This window comes from Myxococcus sp. RHSTA-1-4, from assembly GCF_020037125.1.
Classification (GTDB): domain Bacteria; phylum Myxococcota; class Myxococcia; order Myxococcales; family Myxococcaceae; genus Myxococcus.
This window is the reverse complement of the sequence record NZ_JAIQDG010000016.1, coordinates 18,997-36,909: the sequence shown is the minus strand read 5'-3', so window position 1 is coordinate 36,909 and position 17,913 is coordinate 18,997. Positions and strand designations below refer to the sequence as shown.

General features: G+C 69.6%; 11 protein-coding genes and 1 pseudogene. 5 read left to right on the top strand and 7 right to left on the bottom strand.

The features are described 5' to 3' along the window. Positions 1 to 37 precede the first annotated feature (37 nt). Complete coding sequence (gene mnmG / locus K8638_RS21785; protein WP_223756503.1) at positions 38 to 1,885, bottom strand: tRNA uridine-5-carboxymethylaminomethyl(34) synthesis enzyme MnmG; 1,848 nt, start codon at positions 1,883 to 1,885, stop codon at positions 38 to 40. Between the two features lie 816 nt (positions 1,886 to 2,701). On the opposite strand from mnmG, the gene K8638_RS21780 reads away from it, so the two are divergent. Together K8638_RS21780 and K8638_RS21775 are read left to right on the top strand one after the other, a co-directional pair. Continuing rightward, positions 2,702 to 2,863 carry a hypothetical protein gene (locus K8638_RS21780; protein WP_223756502.1) on the top strand — a complete coding sequence of 54 codons (162 nt, stop codon included), beginning with the start codon at positions 2,702 to 2,704 and terminating at the stop codon, positions 2,861 to 2,863. Positions 2,864 to 3,099: 236 nt separating this feature from the next. Further along, entirely contained in the window at positions 3,100 to 3,879 is a 780-nt protein-coding gene (locus K8638_RS21775; RefSeq protein ID WP_223756501.1) for an alpha/beta fold hydrolase, read from the top strand. A 49-nt stretch (positions 3,880 to 3,928) separates the two neighbouring features. On the opposite strand, the gene K8638_RS21770 is transcribed toward K8638_RS21775, so the two are convergent. Both K8638_RS21770 and K8638_RS21765 read right to left on the bottom strand, forming a co-directional pair. Continuing rightward, entirely contained in the window at positions 3,929 to 4,909 is a 981-nt protein-coding gene (locus tag K8638_RS21770) for a mechanosensitive ion channel family protein (RefSeq protein WP_223756500.1), read from the bottom strand. A 1,181-nt stretch (positions 4,910 to 6,090) separates the two neighbouring features. Then, positions 6,091 to 7,218, bottom strand: coding sequence for a YhcG family protein (locus K8638_RS21765; protein ID WP_223756499.1), 1,128 nt, complete (start codon positions 7,216 to 7,218; stop codon positions 6,091 to 6,093). Positions 7,219 to 7,338: 120 nt separating this feature from the next. Here K8638_RS21765 and K8638_RS21760 point away from each other — a divergent pair, with 120 nt between their 5' ends. Together K8638_RS21760 and K8638_RS21755 are read left to right on the top strand one after the other, a co-directional pair. Further along, positions 7,339 to 7,878: a recombinase family protein gene (locus K8638_RS21760; RefSeq protein ID WP_223756498.1), complete on the top strand. Its 540-nt coding sequence runs from the start codon at positions 7,339 to 7,341 to the stop codon at positions 7,876 to 7,878. A gap of 25 nt (positions 7,879 to 7,903) precedes the next feature. Next, a pseudogene (locus tag K8638_RS21755) lies at positions 7,904 to 8,569 on the top strand (immunity 52 family protein). 296 nt (positions 8,570 to 8,865) lie between these two features. On the opposite strand, the gene K8638_RS21745 reads toward K8638_RS21755, so the two are convergent. From K8638_RS21745 to K8638_RS21730, 4 genes are all read right to left on the bottom strand, one after another. Next, entirely contained in the window at positions 8,866 to 9,879 is a 1,014-nt protein-coding gene (locus tag K8638_RS21745; RefSeq protein ID WP_223756495.1) for a hypothetical protein, read from the bottom strand. Between the two features lie 175 nt (positions 9,880 to 10,054). Then, positions 10,055 to 11,437: a CotH kinase family protein gene (locus tag K8638_RS21740; RefSeq protein ID WP_223756494.1), complete on the bottom strand. Its 1,383-nt coding sequence runs from the start codon at positions 11,435 to 11,437 to the stop codon at positions 10,055 to 10,057. A gap of 243 nt (positions 11,438 to 11,680) precedes the next feature. Next, the gene (locus tag K8638_RS21735; RefSeq protein WP_223756493.1) at positions 11,681 to 14,518 is read right to left on the bottom strand and encodes a pitrilysin family protein; all 2,838 of its coding nucleotides are present in this window, start codon (positions 14,516 to 14,518) and stop codon (positions 11,681 to 11,683) included. Positions 14,519 to 14,753: 235 nt separating this feature from the next. Further along, on the bottom strand, positions 14,754 to 15,737 hold the full coding sequence (locus K8638_RS21730) for an aldo/keto reductase (RefSeq protein ID WP_223756492.1): 984 nt from the start codon (positions 15,735 to 15,737) through the stop codon (positions 14,754 to 14,756). A gap of 349 nt (positions 15,738 to 16,086) precedes the next feature. On the opposite strand from K8638_RS21730, the gene sppA reads away from it, so the two are divergent. Next, the gene (gene sppA / locus K8638_RS21725; protein WP_223756491.1) at positions 16,087 to 17,874 is read left to right on the top strand and encodes a signal peptide peptidase SppA; all 1,788 of its coding nucleotides are present in this window, start codon (positions 16,087 to 16,089) and stop codon (positions 17,872 to 17,874) included. Positions 17,875 to 17,913: the final 39 nt, after the last annotated feature.

Below are 17,913 nucleotides of genomic sequence, written 5' to 3'. Positions count from 1 at the left end.
CAAAGTTTCCCACACGTTATCCACAACCCGGTTCCGATCATTCCACGGGCTGTGCACAGCCTCCCGCCGCCCCACTCCCCCGCTTCAGCGCCACCAGCAACAGCGACACCGCGGCCGGCGTCAGCCCCGGAATCCGCCGCGCCTGACCCACTGTCCCAGGCCGGTGCGCCGTCAACTTTTCCACCGCCTCCGAGCTCAGCCCGCGCACCTCGTTGAAGCGGAAGCCCTCCGGAATCCGCCACCGGTCCGTCGACTCCGCCTCGCGCGCCGCCGCCCTCGCCGCCTGGGCGATGTAGCCCTCGTACTTCACCTCCACCTCCACCTCCTCCGCCACGTCCGGAGCCACCACCGGCCAGTCCTCGCGCCCCTCACCGAGCCGCGCGTACGTCTCCTCCGGCCGCTTCAGCCGCGTCGCCAGCCCGGAGCGCTTCAGCCGCGCCACCTCGTCCGCCACCGCGCGCGCCCGCGCCTCCGCCCGCTCGAGCGCCTCGCGTGGCAACAGCCCCACCCGGTGCCCGTGCCGCGCCAGCCGCAGGTCCGCGTTGCCCTCGCGCAGCTTCAGCCGGTGCTCCGAGCGGCTGGTGAACATGCGGAACGGCTCGTCCACGCCCTTCGTCACCAGGTCGTCCACCAGCACCGCGCCGTGCGCCTCGTCCCGGCCGGGCAGCAGCGGCGGCTCGCCCTTCACTTGCAGCGCCGCGTTGATGCCGGCCCAGAGTCCCTGGAACGCGGCCTCCTCGTAGCCCGAGGTGCCGTTGAGCTGCCCCGCGAAGTACAGGCCTGAAATCGCCTTCGTCTCCAGCGTGGGCTTGAGCTGCGTGGGCGGCGCGTAGTCGTACTCCACCGCGTAGCCGAAGCGGACGACCTCCACCTTCTCCAGGCCCGGAATGGTGCGCAGGAAGGTGAGCTGCACGTCCGCCGGGAGGCTCGTGGACAGGCCCGCCGGGTACACCAGCGGCGACGTGGGCCCCTCTGGCTCCAGGAAGACCTGGTGGCTCTCGCGCGCGGCGAAGCGCACCACCTTGTCCTCCAGCGACGGGCAGTAGCGAGGCCCCCGGCCGACAATCTCCCCCTGGTACAGCGGAGAGCGGTGCAGGTTCTCCCGCAGCACCCGGTGCGTCTCCACCGTCGTCGAGGTGATTCCACACGTCACCGCGGGCTGCCTCGGGAACGGCGCGCCCGAGCCCAGCTCCACCTTCGTGCGCCAGGAGAACGGACGCGGCGGGAAGTCTCCGGGCTGCGGCTCCACCGCGTCCCAGTCGATGCTCTCGCGCGCCAGCCGCGCCGGTGTGCCCGTCTTGAAGCGGCCCAGCGTGAAGCCCAGCGCGCGCAGCGAGTCGGACAGGCCGCGCGCGGCGTCGTCACCGAGGCGCCCGCCCACCTCCTTCTTCTCGCCCACGTGCATCAGCGCCTGGAGGAAGGTGCCCGTGGTGAGCAGCACCGCGGAGGCCTCGAGGTGCGTGCCGTCACCCAGCACCACGCCCGCCACCCGGCCGCCTTCGGCCACCACCTGGGACACCTCGCCCTCGCGCACCGTGAGGTTCGGCTGCGAGAAGAGGACGGCCCGCATCCCCGCCGAGTATTCCTCCCGGTCGCACAGCACGCGCGTGGCCTGCACCGCCGGGCCCTTCGACGCGTTCAGCGTCTTGAAGTGCGTGCCGGCCGCGTCCGCCGCGCGGCCCATCTCCCCGCCCAGTGCGTCCAGCTCGCGCACGAGGTGGCCCTTGGCGGTGCCACCCACGGCGGGGTTGCAGCTCATCACCGCCGCGCGGTCGCGCTTCAGCGTGAGGCCCAGCGTGGCCAGTCCCATCCGAGCGCAGGCGAGCGCCGCCTCGCAGCCCGCATGGCCCAGGCCCACCACGATGACGTCGTAACGGAGTCCCATTGCTCACGAGGGTCGCTGGTGGAGCCGGGAGCCTGACACGGCCCCGCTCCCCTCATGGCACCCGGGCACCCTGGCTCCGCGCGCCGCGACCTGTCCGTGCCTCGTATGGCTCCGGCGGGCGCCCTTGGCAAGCAAAGGGCCCAGGCCGGGAAGCACCCGGCGGGCCAGGCGCCCTGCCCTCCCCTCTCCTTCCAAGGTTTACGGGAGCGCGCGAGGCGGGCAGTGGGAGGGGTTGAGGATCTGCCTGCCTCGCGCGCACCGGCCAGCCCTCCGGAAGGTCGAGCCAGACGTGCTGGCTTCGCCCCCCGGCCTGGGTGGCGTCTTGAAGCCGCCGCGGCACGGAAGGTTCCGTCCCGCGTCCGGCGCTCCGGCCCCGGATTCCCCCCAGGGCCGGGACGTGCGCCGTCTTTCCACGCGAGGCAGCCCTGCCCGCGTGGTGAAGCTGGTGTCGCGCGACACGGAAGGCGGACCCATCCGTGCGGTGAGGGCGCATCGGTGGAATCAGGTTCGGGCCTCAGAGGGTCCGACGCCTCCGTGTGCGCGACGGGGATAGGAATAACCGAGGGGTCTGACATGCGGGCCGCCGCGGGGCCGGTGCCCGGCCTGGGTGTCGGACAGCCGCGGTGTTCCATTTCCGCAACAGGTGTATTCACGTTCCGCAATCGCCTCCGGCGCGCCCGGCCGCTATCCAGGAGGCGCAGGAACTCCACTCCACGGTCCGGGAGGTGCCCGGCACCGGGGACGGCCACCGAGGCCGGGAGCCCGGGCCGCCGGGCAGGCGTGGGAGCTGCTTCCTCGAGCGCCGGACGCGAGTGCATGAACACCGTTTCGAAAGAGTCCACCGCGCGGGGCGCGCTCGCGCTCGAGCTGCTGCTGGGGACGCTGACGGCGTTCGCGCCGCTGTCCATCAACATGTACCTGCCGGCGCGGTCGCGCGAAGCGGGGGCAGGGGAGGGGAGCGAGGTGACTCCGGCGTAGGAGGCGGAACGCGGTGCCGTATGAGCTTCGTGGGTGAGCGTTCCGTCGCGCGAGGTGGCACGAGAAGACCCGGCGTCGCTCGGGGAGCACCTCCGCCACTCCGCCGCTGGTGACTTCGACACCGCGCCCTCCGCTCACGCTTCGCGCGAGTCCGGATGCGCTGGAAGTGTCGAGGCGGGGGGCACTTCGCTCCAGAGGGTGACGCCACCCCCGGAAGCATCTGGCATGGTGCTCCCATGCCATCCACCTCCCGCAGCGTCCAGGGTCCCGCGGGCCGGCTCGCCGTCACCGACTCCGGTGCGGGCGGCCTGCCTGTCCTCTTCGTCAACAGCAACGCCGGCAACCGCGAGCAGTGGGCCGCGCAGCAGGCACACCTGAAGCAGCGCTCCGTGTCGTTCGATTGGCGCGGCATGGGCGAGTCCGACCTGGACCCTCAGGGCCGCTACGGCGCGAAGGACCTGGCCGAGGACATGAACGCGGTGGCGGACGCGCTGGGACTGGAGCGCTTCGTTCTCGTGGGGCACAGCTTCGGCGGCACCGTCGCGGGTGAGTATGCCATCCGCTGGCCCGAGCGGCTCGCCGGGCTCGTCTTCGTGGACACGGCGGGCACCCTGCCGCCGCTGCCTCCCGAGCAGGTCGCCTGGTTCCAGGACGGCCTGCGCCCGGAGAAGTACCGCGACTTCATGGACGCATGGTTCGCGCCCATCCTCCAGAACGCGAAGCCGCACACGCACGAGGCGGTGATGCGCTGGCTGCACGCCACCCCCCGCGAGGTGGTCCTCGGCGCGCTGCGGAGCATGCTCTCGTACAACTCGGACCCCGTCTTCGAGCGCTACAAGGGCCCCGTCCACACGCTCGTCGTGGACGCGTTCATCCAGCCCAATGCCTACCACCTGCTCTACCCGGGCATCCCGCACACGGTGTTCTCGGGCGTGAGCCACTGGCTGATGATGGACGCGCCGCAGGAGTTCAACGCCGCGCTCGACGCGTTCCTCGCCACGCTGCCCCGGCAGTGAGGAGCAGGGGAGGGCGGGACATGCGCGGAGAATCCATGCCCCGGGCGGGTCAGTGTGGCTGCGTGGGCGGCGCGTCCGCGTCCTGGCGCGCGCGGTCGTCCGTGGGGACCTCGCGCACCTCCACGCGGGGCACGCGCACCAGCTCCACGGTGGTGGAGGCCAGCTCGATGCCCTCGGCATGGAAGCGCTCGAGCACCCGCCGCGAGACGAAGTCCTTCACGTCGCGCACGCCGAAGTTCTTCACCAGGAAGCGCACACGCATCTCCACCCAGTTGTCCGTCAGCCGCAGGTACGCGCGCGGCTCCAGGTCGCTCGCGTGGATGAGGTAGCGCTCGCGCATGTCGGCGAGCTGGCGGTGCCCCGCGTCGATGATGTCGGCGGTGGCCTCGCACACGGCGGCCAGGACGATGGACTCCGCGAGCCGGAAGTCCGCGTCATAGCGTAGCGGCAGGCTCATCTCCTCCCAGAGGAAGTTGAAGTTGCGCGTGTAGTTGAAGGTTGGCTGCTTGAAGACCTCGGCGTTGGTGAGGGTCACCACCCGCCCGGTGTACTGCCGGGAGGCGACCCAGTGCGGGGAGGCGGATTGCAGCGGCCCGGGCACGCCCATCTCCATCACCGTCGTCTTCAGCAGGCCGATGTCCAGCACGTCCCCGCGGACCTCGCCAATCTGGATGCGGTCGCCAATGTCGAACGTCTTGCCGAAGACGATGACGAAGTAGCCCGCCACGGACAGCACCGCGTTCTGCGACGCGAAGGCGAGCCCCGCGGCCACCAGTCCCAGGAAGGTGGAGAGCCGGGCCGGGTTGTCGAACCAGATGGAGAGCAGCAGCAGCGTCGCGATGCAACCGAAGACGAGGCGGATGCTCTTGCGCACCCAGATGGTGTGCCGCGACACCCCGGTGCCGAAACCCACCACCACCGCCAGCAGCGCCCGGACGCCGAAGGCCACGGCCAGCACGGCGGCCGAGAGCACCACCTTGCGCAGCGTCTCGTCGTTGAAGCCGAGGATGCGGACGCCGAAGAACTCCATGCCCACAAGGTGGGCCGCCGCACGGGAGGCCACAAGGCGGCGTGCGCAGGAGCTGACGTGCCCTCTACACGACACCCCGAGCAGGCAGGCTGGCTGTACTGCCTTCCAGGCGTGCCTTCATGTCCCTGCCAGGCGCACTCCTCCACAGACCGCGACCGAGCACACGGCCCTCAGACGTGTGCTGCCCGAGTCCGGCTGGCTCGAACAGGAAGAGTCGATGTCCCCGCGCGCCCGCCGTTACCAGGAGCAGATTTCAGGGCGCTCCGCCGACGAGTCCTCCTGGGTCGGCGGGATGGACCCCCGAAACGGGGGCGTGAAGTTCGACGGCTTCGACAGCGCCCTGGCCCACGGGTTCCAGCAGGGCAGGTCCCGGAAGGACGCCCTCCGGCGCCCCCTCGACCTCACGCGCCCGTCCCTGGAAGAGCTCATCCGGCGAGGCAAGGACCGCCAGTTCGATGACCTGGGGTTCAGCATCGCGGGGTGGAATGGCGCGGATGACGACCACGAGGCCTGCGGCTTCAACTTCAGGACTGGCCCAAGGTGTTTCCCGACGCGCTCAACGCGCAGGTCATCACCGAGCGGGCCGAAGTCTTCGTCATGGACGGGAAGGGGTACCACACGGTCCGACCCTGACGCCCAGGGGGTGTCCTCGCGGCCCTCCACCGGGGAGACCCCTCCACCCGGCCCCGCCGTGCGCGCGCATGAGCGGACTGGCCCTGCGCGCCCCCTGCGCTGTCGGCTCGGACGGAGAACTGCCCTGAAATCACCAACCGGATCCCCGGGTACCGGTGATTTCGGTGGAACGGGGTCCCCAGCTCATCGGCGGCGACATCGGTGGGACAGGTTCTCTCCGCTCGCACCGTCCCAAAATTGCGAATCGTTGCGAATCCAGCAGGTTGCGCGCGGCGAGCCGGGACAGTCCTCAGAATTCGCACCGTCCCGCGACGAATGCGGGGGCCGTTCGTCGCCAGCGGTCGGTGCCGAGGGGGGACGAAGCCAACGTACGTCGGCGTGAGGGGCGGCAGGATGGACAGCTTCAGGTCTTCAACTTGTCGTTGAGGAAGTAGAGCGTGCGCCCGTCGGAGGTGAACACCTCGTCGCCGACCCCGCTCTCAAGTGTTTGAACATGGTCCCTCCTTACCGGGAAGCGCACTACGACGCGCGGGAGCGCGGGTGAGCAGTCACGGACGTTTCCGTGAGCGAGTCAGAGTTGGCTTCGATACGGGAGTCGTCTCGTCCGGCGAGAGCTGCGCGTACAACTCGTGGAGCTTCGCCCTCAGCAGCTCTTTCGGTGGTAGGAACGTCTGGTACTCCGCGACGAGCGTGGGCGATGTCGTGCGAGCGAGCGCGTACTCCACGACTTCGTCGTCCTTCGTCGCGCAGAGCAGCACGCCGATGGAGAGTCGCTCGTGGGGCTTCTTCACGTCACGGTCGAGCGCCTCGACGTAGAACGAAAGCTGCCCGAGGTCGGCGGGCTTGAACTTCTCGGTCTTCAGCTCGAAGGCCACGAGACACCGCAGGCCACGGTGGAAGAACACGAGGTCGATCGCGAAATCCTGGTTCCCTACCTGCACTGGGTACTGCGAGCCGACGAAGCAGAAGTCGCGGCCCAACTCGGTGAGGAAGCGGCCAAGGTGACGAAGCAGGGCGCCGTGGAGGTCGGCTTCAGAGTGGCCGTCGGGGAGCGCGAGGAACTCGAGGTTGTATGCGTTCTTCAGCTCGCCGAGCGCGTCGGGATGAGTTTGTCTCAGCGCTGGTGAGACTGCCTTCGTGGCCCGCGCATCACGCAACACGGCGCCGGAGCGGATCTGCCGTTCCAACTCGCGGGAGGACCAGCGTTCCTTGGTGGCGGCGAGGATGTAGAACTCGCGAGCCTCTGCCGACTTGGCCTGCCCGAGGATGAGGAGGTGGTGGGTCCACGGCAATTGTCTCAGCAGTGCTGAGACTTTTCGGTTCGACCGGTACGTCTCGTAGAACTGGCGCATCCGGAACAGGTTCGGGCGTGTGAAGCCCCGGAGGCCGGGAAAGCGCCTCGCGAGGGACGCCGCGAGCTCCTCGACCACGCCGTCGCCCCACTCGGCGCTCGCGATCTTCCGACTGATGTACTCGCCGAGCTGCCAGTAGAGCGAGACCAGCTCCGCGTTCACCGCTTGGTACGCGCGGCTGCGGGCGGCCGCGATGAGTTCGACGACCTCTGTGAAGCGGGCGTCGCTCTCGACCACGACTGCCCGCGTAGGTCGTGGCGCGAGCGCCTTCGCCGTGCGCGAGGCCTTTGTGGCCGCAGTCTTCGTGGAGGGCTTCTTCGGCATGTGGATGAGATGGACAGGCTCCGGCAAGGTCCGCGATCTCGCAAGAGATTCTCTGCGGTTGATTTCGTGTCCCCCGGTTCAAGGGTGGAGCGGCTTTGCCCCTCCCGAAAGGACTCGAACATGCCGAAACACCGCCAGATCGGCTTCCGCACGCGGAAGGGGAACCTATGGGACAAGGGCGCGGTGATTCAGACGCTCCGCCAATCGGCGGCGGGTGGCGTCGTGCGGTGGGGCGTACGCCATCACGGCAATCTGCGGCCACCGCGCGAGTGGATGACGCTGCCCATGGAGCCGACCGTCGACGCCAAGACGTACGCCCTCGTGAAGGAACTCCGCGCGCAGCGACGACCGACCGAGTTGCCTGGGCGCGCATCGGCCAAGCCGCGCGTGCTGACGGGCCTCGCGCGCTGCGGGCTGTGCGGGTCGCGCTACCAGCTCGAGGCGTTGGGCAAGTCGCTCGATGGCGCGACCTACGCGTACTGCTGCTACAACTGCCGCAAGACGCTGCGCGCGGGTAAAAAGGCCTGCCCCGGCTTTCGCGTGAGAGTGAGGACTTCGACGGTGCCGTGCTCGAGAAGATCGCCGATGTCGTGTGCACGCCCGAGCGTGCGGAGCATCTCGCACGTCGGCACAACTGGCCGCCGACCGCCGAGGTCGTGACTACCGTGGATTTGTGCTCGGCGGGATGGACCCCCGAAACGGGGGCGTGAAGCTCGACGGCTTCGACAGCGCCCTGGCCCACGGGTTCCAGCAGGGCAGGTCCCGGAAGGACGCCCTCCGGCGCCCCATCGACCTCACGCGCCCGTCCCTGGAGGAGCTCATCCGGCGAGGCAAGGACCGCCAGTTCGATGACCTGGGGTTCAGCATCGCGGGGTGGAATGGCGCGGATGACGACCACGAGGCCTGCGGCTTCAACTTCATGTGCGGCGGCTACTCCCAGTGGGTCCAGAACGCCTGCGTCTTCACGCTGCCGCGCCGGGGGCCGAGCTCGGAGCGGGTGCTGACCGCGCCCGTGCTCGGCGGCCTGCTGCGGAGCATGGCGAGCGCCTGGGAGCCGGACTGGGGCGTGGCGATGTCTGACCCGCTCCGGGACCTGCTGAAGCCTCGCTGCGCGAAGGGCGGTCCCTAATTCGGATGGGTCACCTACCTCGCCCGGCATCGCGGAACGGTGCCGCCGCTCCCCGCGCCCGTTCGGGTCGAACCCGTCGAGGACAAGGGCACCCTCATCGTGCTGACCTCCGAGCGCTTCACGGTCTCCAACCCGGCCCATGTCGCCCTGGCCGAGCAGGTCCGTGAGTTGCTGGACCGCGCGGGTCTGCTGGGCCCCCTCAAGGCGGTGCCCGCGACGTGAGCCACGGAGAGCCCCTCCTCGGAGGTGGGCGGCTGTCAAGGCGGGCTGCTATCGGCGCCATGGCAGGCCGGACGAGCTCGGGCAGTACTTCGTCGTTTCCGGCCTCCACAAGTACGGGTATCCGCCCCACAAGCAGGATGCCGCGACGAACACGGTGCTCATGCAGGCGGAGCTGCTGTCGAGCTACTGGACGGAAGCCAGGGCGTGATGCCCCCCGCCCGTGCTGGGCGCACAAGACGAAGGCCCGGAGCCGCGGTTCGCGGCCACCGGGCCTTCCTCATCACTTCAGGACGACGTCACTTGTTGGGGTCGTCCACGCCGTTGGCGGTCCACACGTACTCCTGGACCCAGTCGCCGCCGACGCCCAGGCCGGTCTCGCGCTTCTGGTCCGGGACGAGGTACTCGGGCAGGCCCTTCTGCTGGAAGCTCGCCGGCACGCGGGTACCGGACTCGAAGTGCGAGTTGTTGACCACCGTGTACTCGAGGTTCGGCTTGCCGGTCTTCTCGTCGATGCCGGTGCACTTCACCTGCGTGCGGTACGAGCCGATGAACCACTCGAGCGCCGTGTGCGGATCCTCCTTGTTGTACTCGGAGGTGTCCTCGCCCGCGAAGACATACAGGTCCTTGTTGTCCACCGCCTTGCTGTCGCCGTTGGGCGGGAACACGTCGCCCGGCTTCGGGTTCGGGTACATCTTGAAGAACTCTTCCGTCACCTTCTTCTGGTGCGGACGGCCGGCGAGGTCCTCCGTGTACGCGTTGTCCTTGATGGTGACGACCTCGGTGCCGTCGGGCTCCGTCCTCCACGTGCCCAGGTCCTTCGGCTTCTCCTCCAGGAGCCACGTCCCCCAGAGCTCCGTCCAGTCACCCTTCAGCTTCTGGCCGGTCACGGGGTCGGTGGTGCGGGTGATGCCATTGAGGTCCACCTCGCCCAGCTTCTTCAGGCTCTCCGTGAGCGACGACTTCTCGCCGGTGACCAGCTCGGAGGTCTTCGCCAGGGCGTCCACGCCGCCCTCGGCGACCTTCAGCAGCTGATTCGTCGCGCCGTCCGGCAGGAGCTTGTCCGCACCGTGGTACGCGAGCCGCAGGCCCCCCTGGAACGTGTCGCGGGCCAGGTCCGTCGGGTCGGTGACCGCCTTCTTGAGCGCGTCCGTCACCGGGTTGTGCTTCACGACCTCGAAGGTGTCCCTGGTCGTGTCGACGACCGTGTTCTTCACGTTCTTCGCCGTGTCGACGGCCGTGCTCTTCACGTCCTTCACGGTGTTGGTCACCGTCTTCTTCACATCGTTGAAGCTGGGAATCCTGAAACCCATGGGGGACCTCGGGGGGCGAATGGGGGCATGAGACCTACAAAGCAGTTATCGGACCCACATGTCGGTTGTTGCTGAAAAATGAGACTCGAGGAGCCGGTAGGGTCATCCAGACCCGTGCCTCCCGCGCCCCGCCGGACGCATTCCCCCCTGATATCGGGGGGTTGGACAGGGAGCCTCAGCGAAGCACCTGCTCCAGCGCCGTCCAGCGCAGCTCCACCCAGGCGCGCAGGTACGCCACCTCTCCGGCGAAGTCGTTCAGGTCCGTGCGCCAGCTCCAGCGTGGGAAGGCGCGGTACTCCGCTCCCCAGCGCGCCTCGTCCTTGAGCGCCGCTGCTTCCAGCTCGCGCGCGTACCCGTCGATGAGCCCGAGCACCACGTCCCGATGCAACGGCCCCTTCAGCAGCTCGCGAAAGCGTGCGTGCAGCGGGCCGGAGATGGCCGGGTCCTCCATCAACCGCGCGAAGAGGTGGTTCTCGTTCGTGAAGGAGTAGAGCTCGTTCGCGTCCAGCCGCTGCGTGTTCCAGTGCTGCCCGAAGCTGGCGTCCAAATCCCAGGGAATGAAGCGCCACCGCGCGCCATGTCCCCGCGCTCGGAAGTGGTACGCGTTCTTCGCCACCGAGTCCTTCGTGTACGCGAGGAGGGCGAAAATCCACCAGTCGTCGTAGTCCCGCGTGTCCATCCACGCGCCCCGCTCCGCGCGGAACTGCTCCGGGCTGGAGTCCGCCACGAAGGCGGTGAGCGCCTCGATGGCGCCGTAGGCCTCGTCACCGACCTCCGGCTCGCCCTCCTTCTTCTCGTAGCCCTGGCGCAGCCTCACCTTGGGCACACCCTCGGCGCTGATGCGCGAGAAGTTGGCGTCCAGTCCCACCGCCTTGAACAGCTCCCCGCCCGGGTCCATCCCCTGCCCGGCGAGGAAGTGCCGGTCGATGTGGTCCGCCACCGTGAAGAGGCCGTGGTACCGCCCGTTCAGATACACCACCACGCTGAACGCCTTCACCCGCACGTGGTCCGGCGACATGCGGTTCCACACCTCGAAGGCGAGCCGCGAGCGCATATAGGCGTTGTCGTTGAACGGGCTGATGAGCACCACCTTGCGCCGCCCCATGAAGCCGCCGGCGAGCACGGGCTCGTCGAAGGTCTGCCCCTCGTCGAAGTCGAGCGTCATGCTGCGCTTGGGGAACTTGAGCGACGTGTGCCCGCGGTAGCGCACCTCCGCCACGTAGCAGCGCCCGCGGTACACGAGCCGCGCCGGACGGTAGTCGTCATCGTCCGGCAGCGAGCCCGACATGTAGAGATGGAACACGGGCAGCCCGTCTTCCTCGGCCTGCGTCCGTGGGTCGTAATCCGGGCCGGCGCCCTCGCCCCACGCGTCGCGCCCGTCCTCCCCACCGGCACGGCTCCACGCCGCGAGCCCCTGGACGAAGGAGGCGCTGTTCACGTCCTCACAGTCCGGCGGGGGCACGCTCCAGCCGCTCTGCGGCGCACAGGCGGGAAGCACCACGTACAGGACGAGCAGCCACGGCAGCAGGCGCGCGAGGTGTCGGCTCCATCTCCGCATTCCCCCTCCTGTCCATGCAGGAAGGTAGCCACACCGTCACCCTCGGGCAGGACTCCCCGGACGTGTCAGCCCCTCACGCGGGAACGAGCCGGAGCCCTCCGGCGCTGTCGCCTCGCGGACACCGTGCCGGACTGCCTCCCGAGAGACACGGGGGCCAGGCACCCCCTGAGCACGAAAAGAGAGAGCCCCGCGGCGCCGGAGCGCATCGCGGGGCTCTCGAATCCTTCAGCGCGCGCTACCGCGTCACGGCGCGGCCGGAGCCTTCACCGGGGCCTTCGCCTTCTTCTCCGCGTTGGCGAAGTCGCCCGCCTTCACCTGCGTCACCTTCTCCCAGTCCAGGTGCCGCTCCATCGCCTTGCGCACGTCATCGGGCTTGAGCTTCGCCAGCCTCTCCTCCAGCGCCGCGTCGAAGGCCAGCGTGCGCCCCAGGTACAGGTACCCGGCGAGCTGCCGCGCCAGGCCGCCGTCCTGCGAGCGAGCCGCCTGCCGGTACTCCAGCAGGCCCGCGCGCGCCTTCTCCAGCTCCTCGGCCTTGTAGCCCTCCCGCACCGCGCGCGACACCTCCTCGCGCATCGCCGCCTCCAGCCGCGCCGCGTTCTCCGGCGCGTAGATGGCGTAGGTGATGAAGTTGCCCACCGGGTCGATATCACTCGCGTCCAGGCTGCTGCCCACGCCGTAGGACAGCCCGTCCTGCTGACGGATGCGCGTGGCCAGCCGCGAGTTCAGGAAGCCGCCCCCCAGCACGAAGTTGCCGAGCAGCAGCGCCGGATAGTCCGCGTCGTCCCTGCGCAGCTTCAGCGAGTGGCCCGCCAGGTAGTACGCGTTCGCCTTGTCCGGCGTCTCCAGCGCCACCACCTGCGCCCCGCCGGCCGCGAACATCTGCGACACCCGCTTGAACGGCGCCGGGCTCTTCCAGCCGCCGAGCAACTCTCCCGCGAGCGGCACCAGCTCCTTCGGCTCGAAGTCACCCACCACCGCCAGCTCGCCGTGGGACGCGCCGTAGAAGGCCTTGTGGAAGGCGCGTGCGTCCTCCAGCGACGTGTCGCGGATGCCGGCGAGCCGCTCGTCGTACGTGGGCACGTAGTAGGGGTGCCCCTTCGGGTAGTGGCCCGACAGCGCCCGCCAGAAGGCGATGCTGCCCTGCGTCTCCGGCTCGCTGCGCTGTGACTCCAGCGCCGCCAGGCGCTCCTGCTTCAGCAGCGCGAACTCCTTCGCGTCGAAGGCCGGCTCGCGCAGCACCTCGGCCACCAGCTTCAGGGCCTCGGGCAGGCTGGCGCGGGGGCACTCGATGGAAATCGTCGCGCCCGTGAGGCCGCCGTCCACTCCGACGCGGGCCTTCAGCTTGTCGAACGCATCCTGGAGCTGCTGCCGGCCGCGCTTCGTGGTGCCGCGCATCAGCATGCGGCCCGCGTACTGCGCCACGTCCGACTTCCCGCGCAGCGACTCCTCCGTGCCCCAGCGCAGGTTGAGGGCCACGTTCACCATCTCCCCGCGCGTCTTCTTGGGCAGCAGCGCGTACTTCACGCCGCCCGGCAGCTCGCCGCGCCGCACGCGCGCCTCCACGTTGGCGGGCGACGGGTCGAACACCTCGCCCTGCGCCACCGCCTCGCGGCCCTTGTAGCCGTCCACCATCTTCGCCACGTCCACCGGCGGCGGCAGCTCCGCGCGGTCCGGCTTCGGCGTGGGGATGAAGGTGCCCAGCGTGCGGTTGGAGGACTTGAGGTACGTGGCCGCCACGCGCGTCACGTCCGCGGGCTTCACCGCCTCGATGCGGTCGCGGTGCATGAAGAGCAGACGCCAGTCACCGGAGGCGGCCCACTCGGACAGCTCGATGGCGGCGCGCTCGGAGTTGTTGAGCATCAGGTCGATGGACTTGAGGAGCTGTGTCTTCGCCCGCGTCACCTCTTCCTCGGTGAAGGGCGTGCGGTGGGAGTCCTCCACCGTCTTCAGGAACACCTCGCGCGCGTCCGCCAGCGACTGGTCCTGGCGCAGCTCCACGGAGAAGACGAGCACGCCCGGGTCGCGGAGTTGCAGGTTGGAGGCGCCCGCGCGCGACGCCTTCTTCGTCTCCACCAAGGCCTTGTAGAGCCGGCCGGACGGGTTGTTGCCCATGATGAGCGTCAGCACGTCCACGGCGGCGAAGTCCGGGTGCGCGCCCTCGGGCACGTGGTAGAGGCTGGTGAGCAGCGAGGTGTCACCCACGCGGCGCAGCGTCACCTCGCGCTCGCCGTCCTGCACGGGCTCCGCGGTGTACGTGGCGGGCACCGGCGTGGCGGGCTTCTTCAGCTTGCCGAAGGTGTCCTGAATCATGGACAGCGCCCTGGCCTCGTCGAAGCGGCCGGCGACGACGAGCAGGGCGTTATCCGGCCGGTAGTACTTCCGGTAGAACGCCTGCAGCCGGTCGATGGGCACGTTCTCCAGGTCCGAGCGCGCGCCGATGGTGGCCTTGCCGTAGCTGTGCCAGATGTACGCGGCGGACATGACGCGCTCGAAGAGGATGCCGCGCGGGTCGTTCTCGCCGGACTCGAACTCGTTGCGGACCACGGTCATCTCGCTGTCGAGGTCCTTCTTCGCGATGAAGCTGTTGACCATGCGGTCCGCTTCGAAGGCGAGGGCCCAGCGCAGGTTGTCGTCCGAGGCGGGGAGCGTCTCGTAGTAGTTGGTGCGGTCCAGCCAGGTGGTGCCGTTGGGACGGGCGCCGCGCTCGGTGAGGGCCTGGGGGATGTTCTTCGTGGTGGGCGTGCCCTTGAACATCAGGTGCTCGAGCAGGTGGGCCATGCCCGTCTCGCCGTAGCCCTCGTGCTTGCTGCCCACGAAGTACGTCACGTTGACCGTCACGTTGGGCTTGGTGGGGTCGGGGAAGAGGAGCACGCGCAGCCCGTTGGGCAGGCGGTACTCGGTGATGCCCTCCACGCTCGCCACGGGGGCGAGCGCCTGCCCCTTCGCCTTGCCCTTCGCGGGGATGGCCTTGCTGACGGCGGCCGGCGCGGCCTTCGGAGAGGGGGCGGGGGCCTGGGCCCATACCGGGCTGGCGGCCACCAGCAGGGCGGCCAGGAGGGAGAGCGGGGTACGACGCTTCATGCGGTCCTCGCGGGTCTTCTGGGAGTGCACGGGCCTTCTAACCCGGCAGGGGCCTCCCGCCATCCCGAACGGCGCCAGGACGGCCGGCCGGGCGTTCCGGGCGTGACGGCCGGGGACCGGGCACCGCGGCCCCGGCTCCACGTCTTCGGCCACATCCACGAGGCCCACGGCGAGCGCTCACTGCCCGGCCCCGCCACCCGCATCCTCAAGGTCTCCAACTCTTTCGGCGTCCGCCCTACGCGTACATCTCCCCGTGCGGAGACTGCGCGCCCCGAACGAAGTCCTCTATCTCCTTCACCTCGTCCGCCGTGAGGCGGAAGTCCCCGGCGGCGATGAAGCCCTCCACCTGCGCGGCGCTGCGGGCGCCGACAATCGCGCCGGTGACCACGGGCGTGCGCAGCGTCCACGCAATGGCCACCTCCGCGGGCGAGCGCCCATGCCGCCCTCCAATCACTCTCATCCGATCCACCAGCTCCAGGTTGCGCGACAACTGAGGCTCCTGGAAGTCCTGGCTGTGGCGCCGCCAGTCGTCTTGAGGGAAGGCCGCCACGCGCTCGCGGGTCATCGCCCCCGACAGCAGCCCCGAGGCCATGGGCGAGTAGGTGATGACGCCAATGCCGTTGCGCGAGCAGTAGGGGAGGATGTTCGTCTCGATGTCGCGATGGATGAGCGAGTAGGGCGGCTGCAGGCTCGTCACGGGCGCGATGCGCTGGATGCGCTCCAGCTGGTCCGTGTTGAAGTTGGACACGCCAATCCACCGCACCTTGCCCTGGCGCCGCAGCTCCGCCATGGCCGTCCAGCCCTCTTCAATCTCCGTCAGCGACTCCACGGGCCAGTGGATTTGATACAGGTCGATGGCGTCCACCTTCAGCCGGCGCAAGGAGGCCTCGCACTCGCGGCGGATGGAGTCGCCATCGAGCACGCGGTGGATGTCCCCCTTCGTGTCCCAGACCATGCCGCACTTGGTGAAGATGTACGGCCTTCGCGAGCGGCCCTCCAGCGCGCGGGCGACCACCTCCTCGGAGTGGCCCAGCCCGTACGCCGCCGCCGTGTCTATCCAGTTGATGCCCGAATCCAACGCCCGATGGATGGCCTCGATGGACTTCGGGTCCTCCTGCGGGCCCCACGCGAACCGCCAGCCTCCACCGCCAATGGCCCAGGCTCCGAAGCCCAGCGCTGTGATGTGAAGGTCGGAATCTCCCAGCCGCCGCTTCTCCATGATTCCCTCCTGTCGTGCGAGCGCCTGCCTGCCATGGCACCACCCGCACCGGCAACGCACCCGGCGCCAGGGCCCACCGCCCGTGGACATCACCCCTCCACCCGGCAGCGGGCACCGTCGCCTCGTGAACCCTGAGAGGATGGGGACGCTCGCGCCTGGAGCAGCCCGCACGGCACGCACGCCCCTCCACCCGGCGAGGAGCCGGGGCCTCCGAGTCCGGGGGATGTCCTCCATCGCGAGCTTCCCGTCCCTCACGGACGCGCAAGCATCCTCACCGGAGCTCGTTAAGTAGTAAGGACCCGCCTGCCAGGGCCGTTCCCTGCCTCGCGGCCCTCAGGAGTCCCTTCGGATGAAACGATTCATCGTCGGCATGCTGGCCTTCATCGGCGCCATGTCCGTCCTCTTCGTGGTGGGCCTCATCGGCCTGATGGTGCTCGCGTCGGCGAGCGGCCCCACCGTGCCGTCCAACATCGTGCTGGAGCTGGACCTGGACCGGCCCCTGCCGGAGCACGTGTCGGGGGACTCGCTGGCGAGCGCCTTCGGCGAGGACCCGCCCACGGTGCGCGACGTGGTGGACGCGCTGGAGAAGGCGGGACAGGACCCGCGCGTGAAGTCGCTGGTGGCGCGCATCGAAAACCCCGGCAGCCCCGCCGCGGCGCAGGAGCTGCGTGACGCGGTGAAGGCCTTCCGCGCCACCGGAAAGAAGGCGGTGGCCTACACGGACACCTTCGGAGCGGACAACACCACCATCGCCTACTACGTCGCGTCCGCCTTCGACGAAATCTACATCCAGCCGTCCGGAGACCTGAGCATCACCGGCCTGGCCTTCGAGACGCCCTTCGCCCGCGACGCCTTCGAGAAGCTGGGCGTGAAGCCGCGCTTCCACAAGCGCGCCGAGTACAAGAACGCCATCAACACCTATACGGAGCAGGGCTACAACGCGCCGCACCGCGAGGCCACCGAGCGCTTCACGCAGAGCCTCTTCGGCCAGGTGGTGCGGGGCATCGCCGAGGACCGCGGGCTGACCGAGGACGCGGTGCGCGCCCTCATCGACAAGGCGCCGCTCTTCGGGCCCGAGGCGGTGGAGGCGAAGCTGCTGGACGGACTGCGCTACCGCGACGAGGTCCTGGGCGAGCTGAAGAAGGAGGCCGGCGACGGCGCCGAGCTGCTCTACGTGCACAAGTACCTGGAGCGCGCCGGCAGGCCGCACGTCTCCGGCGACACCATCGCGCTCGTCTACGGCGTGGGCGGCGTGACGCGGGGCAAGAGCCAGTCCAATCCGCTCTCCAGCGAGGAGGCCATGGGCGCTGACAGCGTGGCGGCGGCCCTGCGCAAGGCCGCCGAGGACTCGCGGGTGAAGGCCATCCTCTTCCGCGTGGACAGCCCCGGCGGCAGCTACGTGGCCAGCGACACCGTGCGCCGCGAGGTGCAGCGCGCGAGGGAGGCGGGCAAGCCCGTCATCGTCACCATGGGCACCTACGCCGCGAGCGGCGGCTACTTCGTCGCCATGGACGCGGACCGCATCGTCGCACAGCCGGGCACCATCACCGGCAGCATCGGCGTGTACGACGGCAAGTTCGTGACCGAGGGCTTCTGGGAGAAGCTCGGTGTGAATTTCGACACGGTGGCGGCGGGGAAGAACGCCACCATGAACGGCTCGGACGCGGACTACACGCCGGAGCAGGAGGCGCGCGCGGAGGCGGCGGTGGAGCGCATCTACGCGGACTTCACGAAGCGCGCGGCGGCCGGACGGAAGATGCCGCTGGAGAAGCTCCAGGAAGTGGCGAAGGGCCGCGCGTGGACGGGCGAGGACGCGCTGGCGCACGGGCTGGTGGACGCGCTGGGCGGCTACCCGAAGGCGCTCGCGCTGGCGAAGGAGCTGGCGAAGCTGCCCGCCGACGCGCGGGTGCGCGTGGAGGAGTACCCGCGCAGGAAGCGCGGCTCGGAGGTGCTGTCCGAGCTGCTGGGCCAGACAGGTGACAACAGCGAGGACGACGCCGCCTCCGTGAGCGCCCTGGCCCCGTGGGCTCCGCTGATGGAGGCCACGCGCGGGGTGTACATGCTCGGAGCGCGGCTCGGCGTGTTCGAGCGCCAGCGCGGCGCCCTCTACGCCCCCATGCCGGAGCCGAGCTGGTAACAACGGTCCGGGCGCGTGCCGCCGGAACGCACGGGCGTG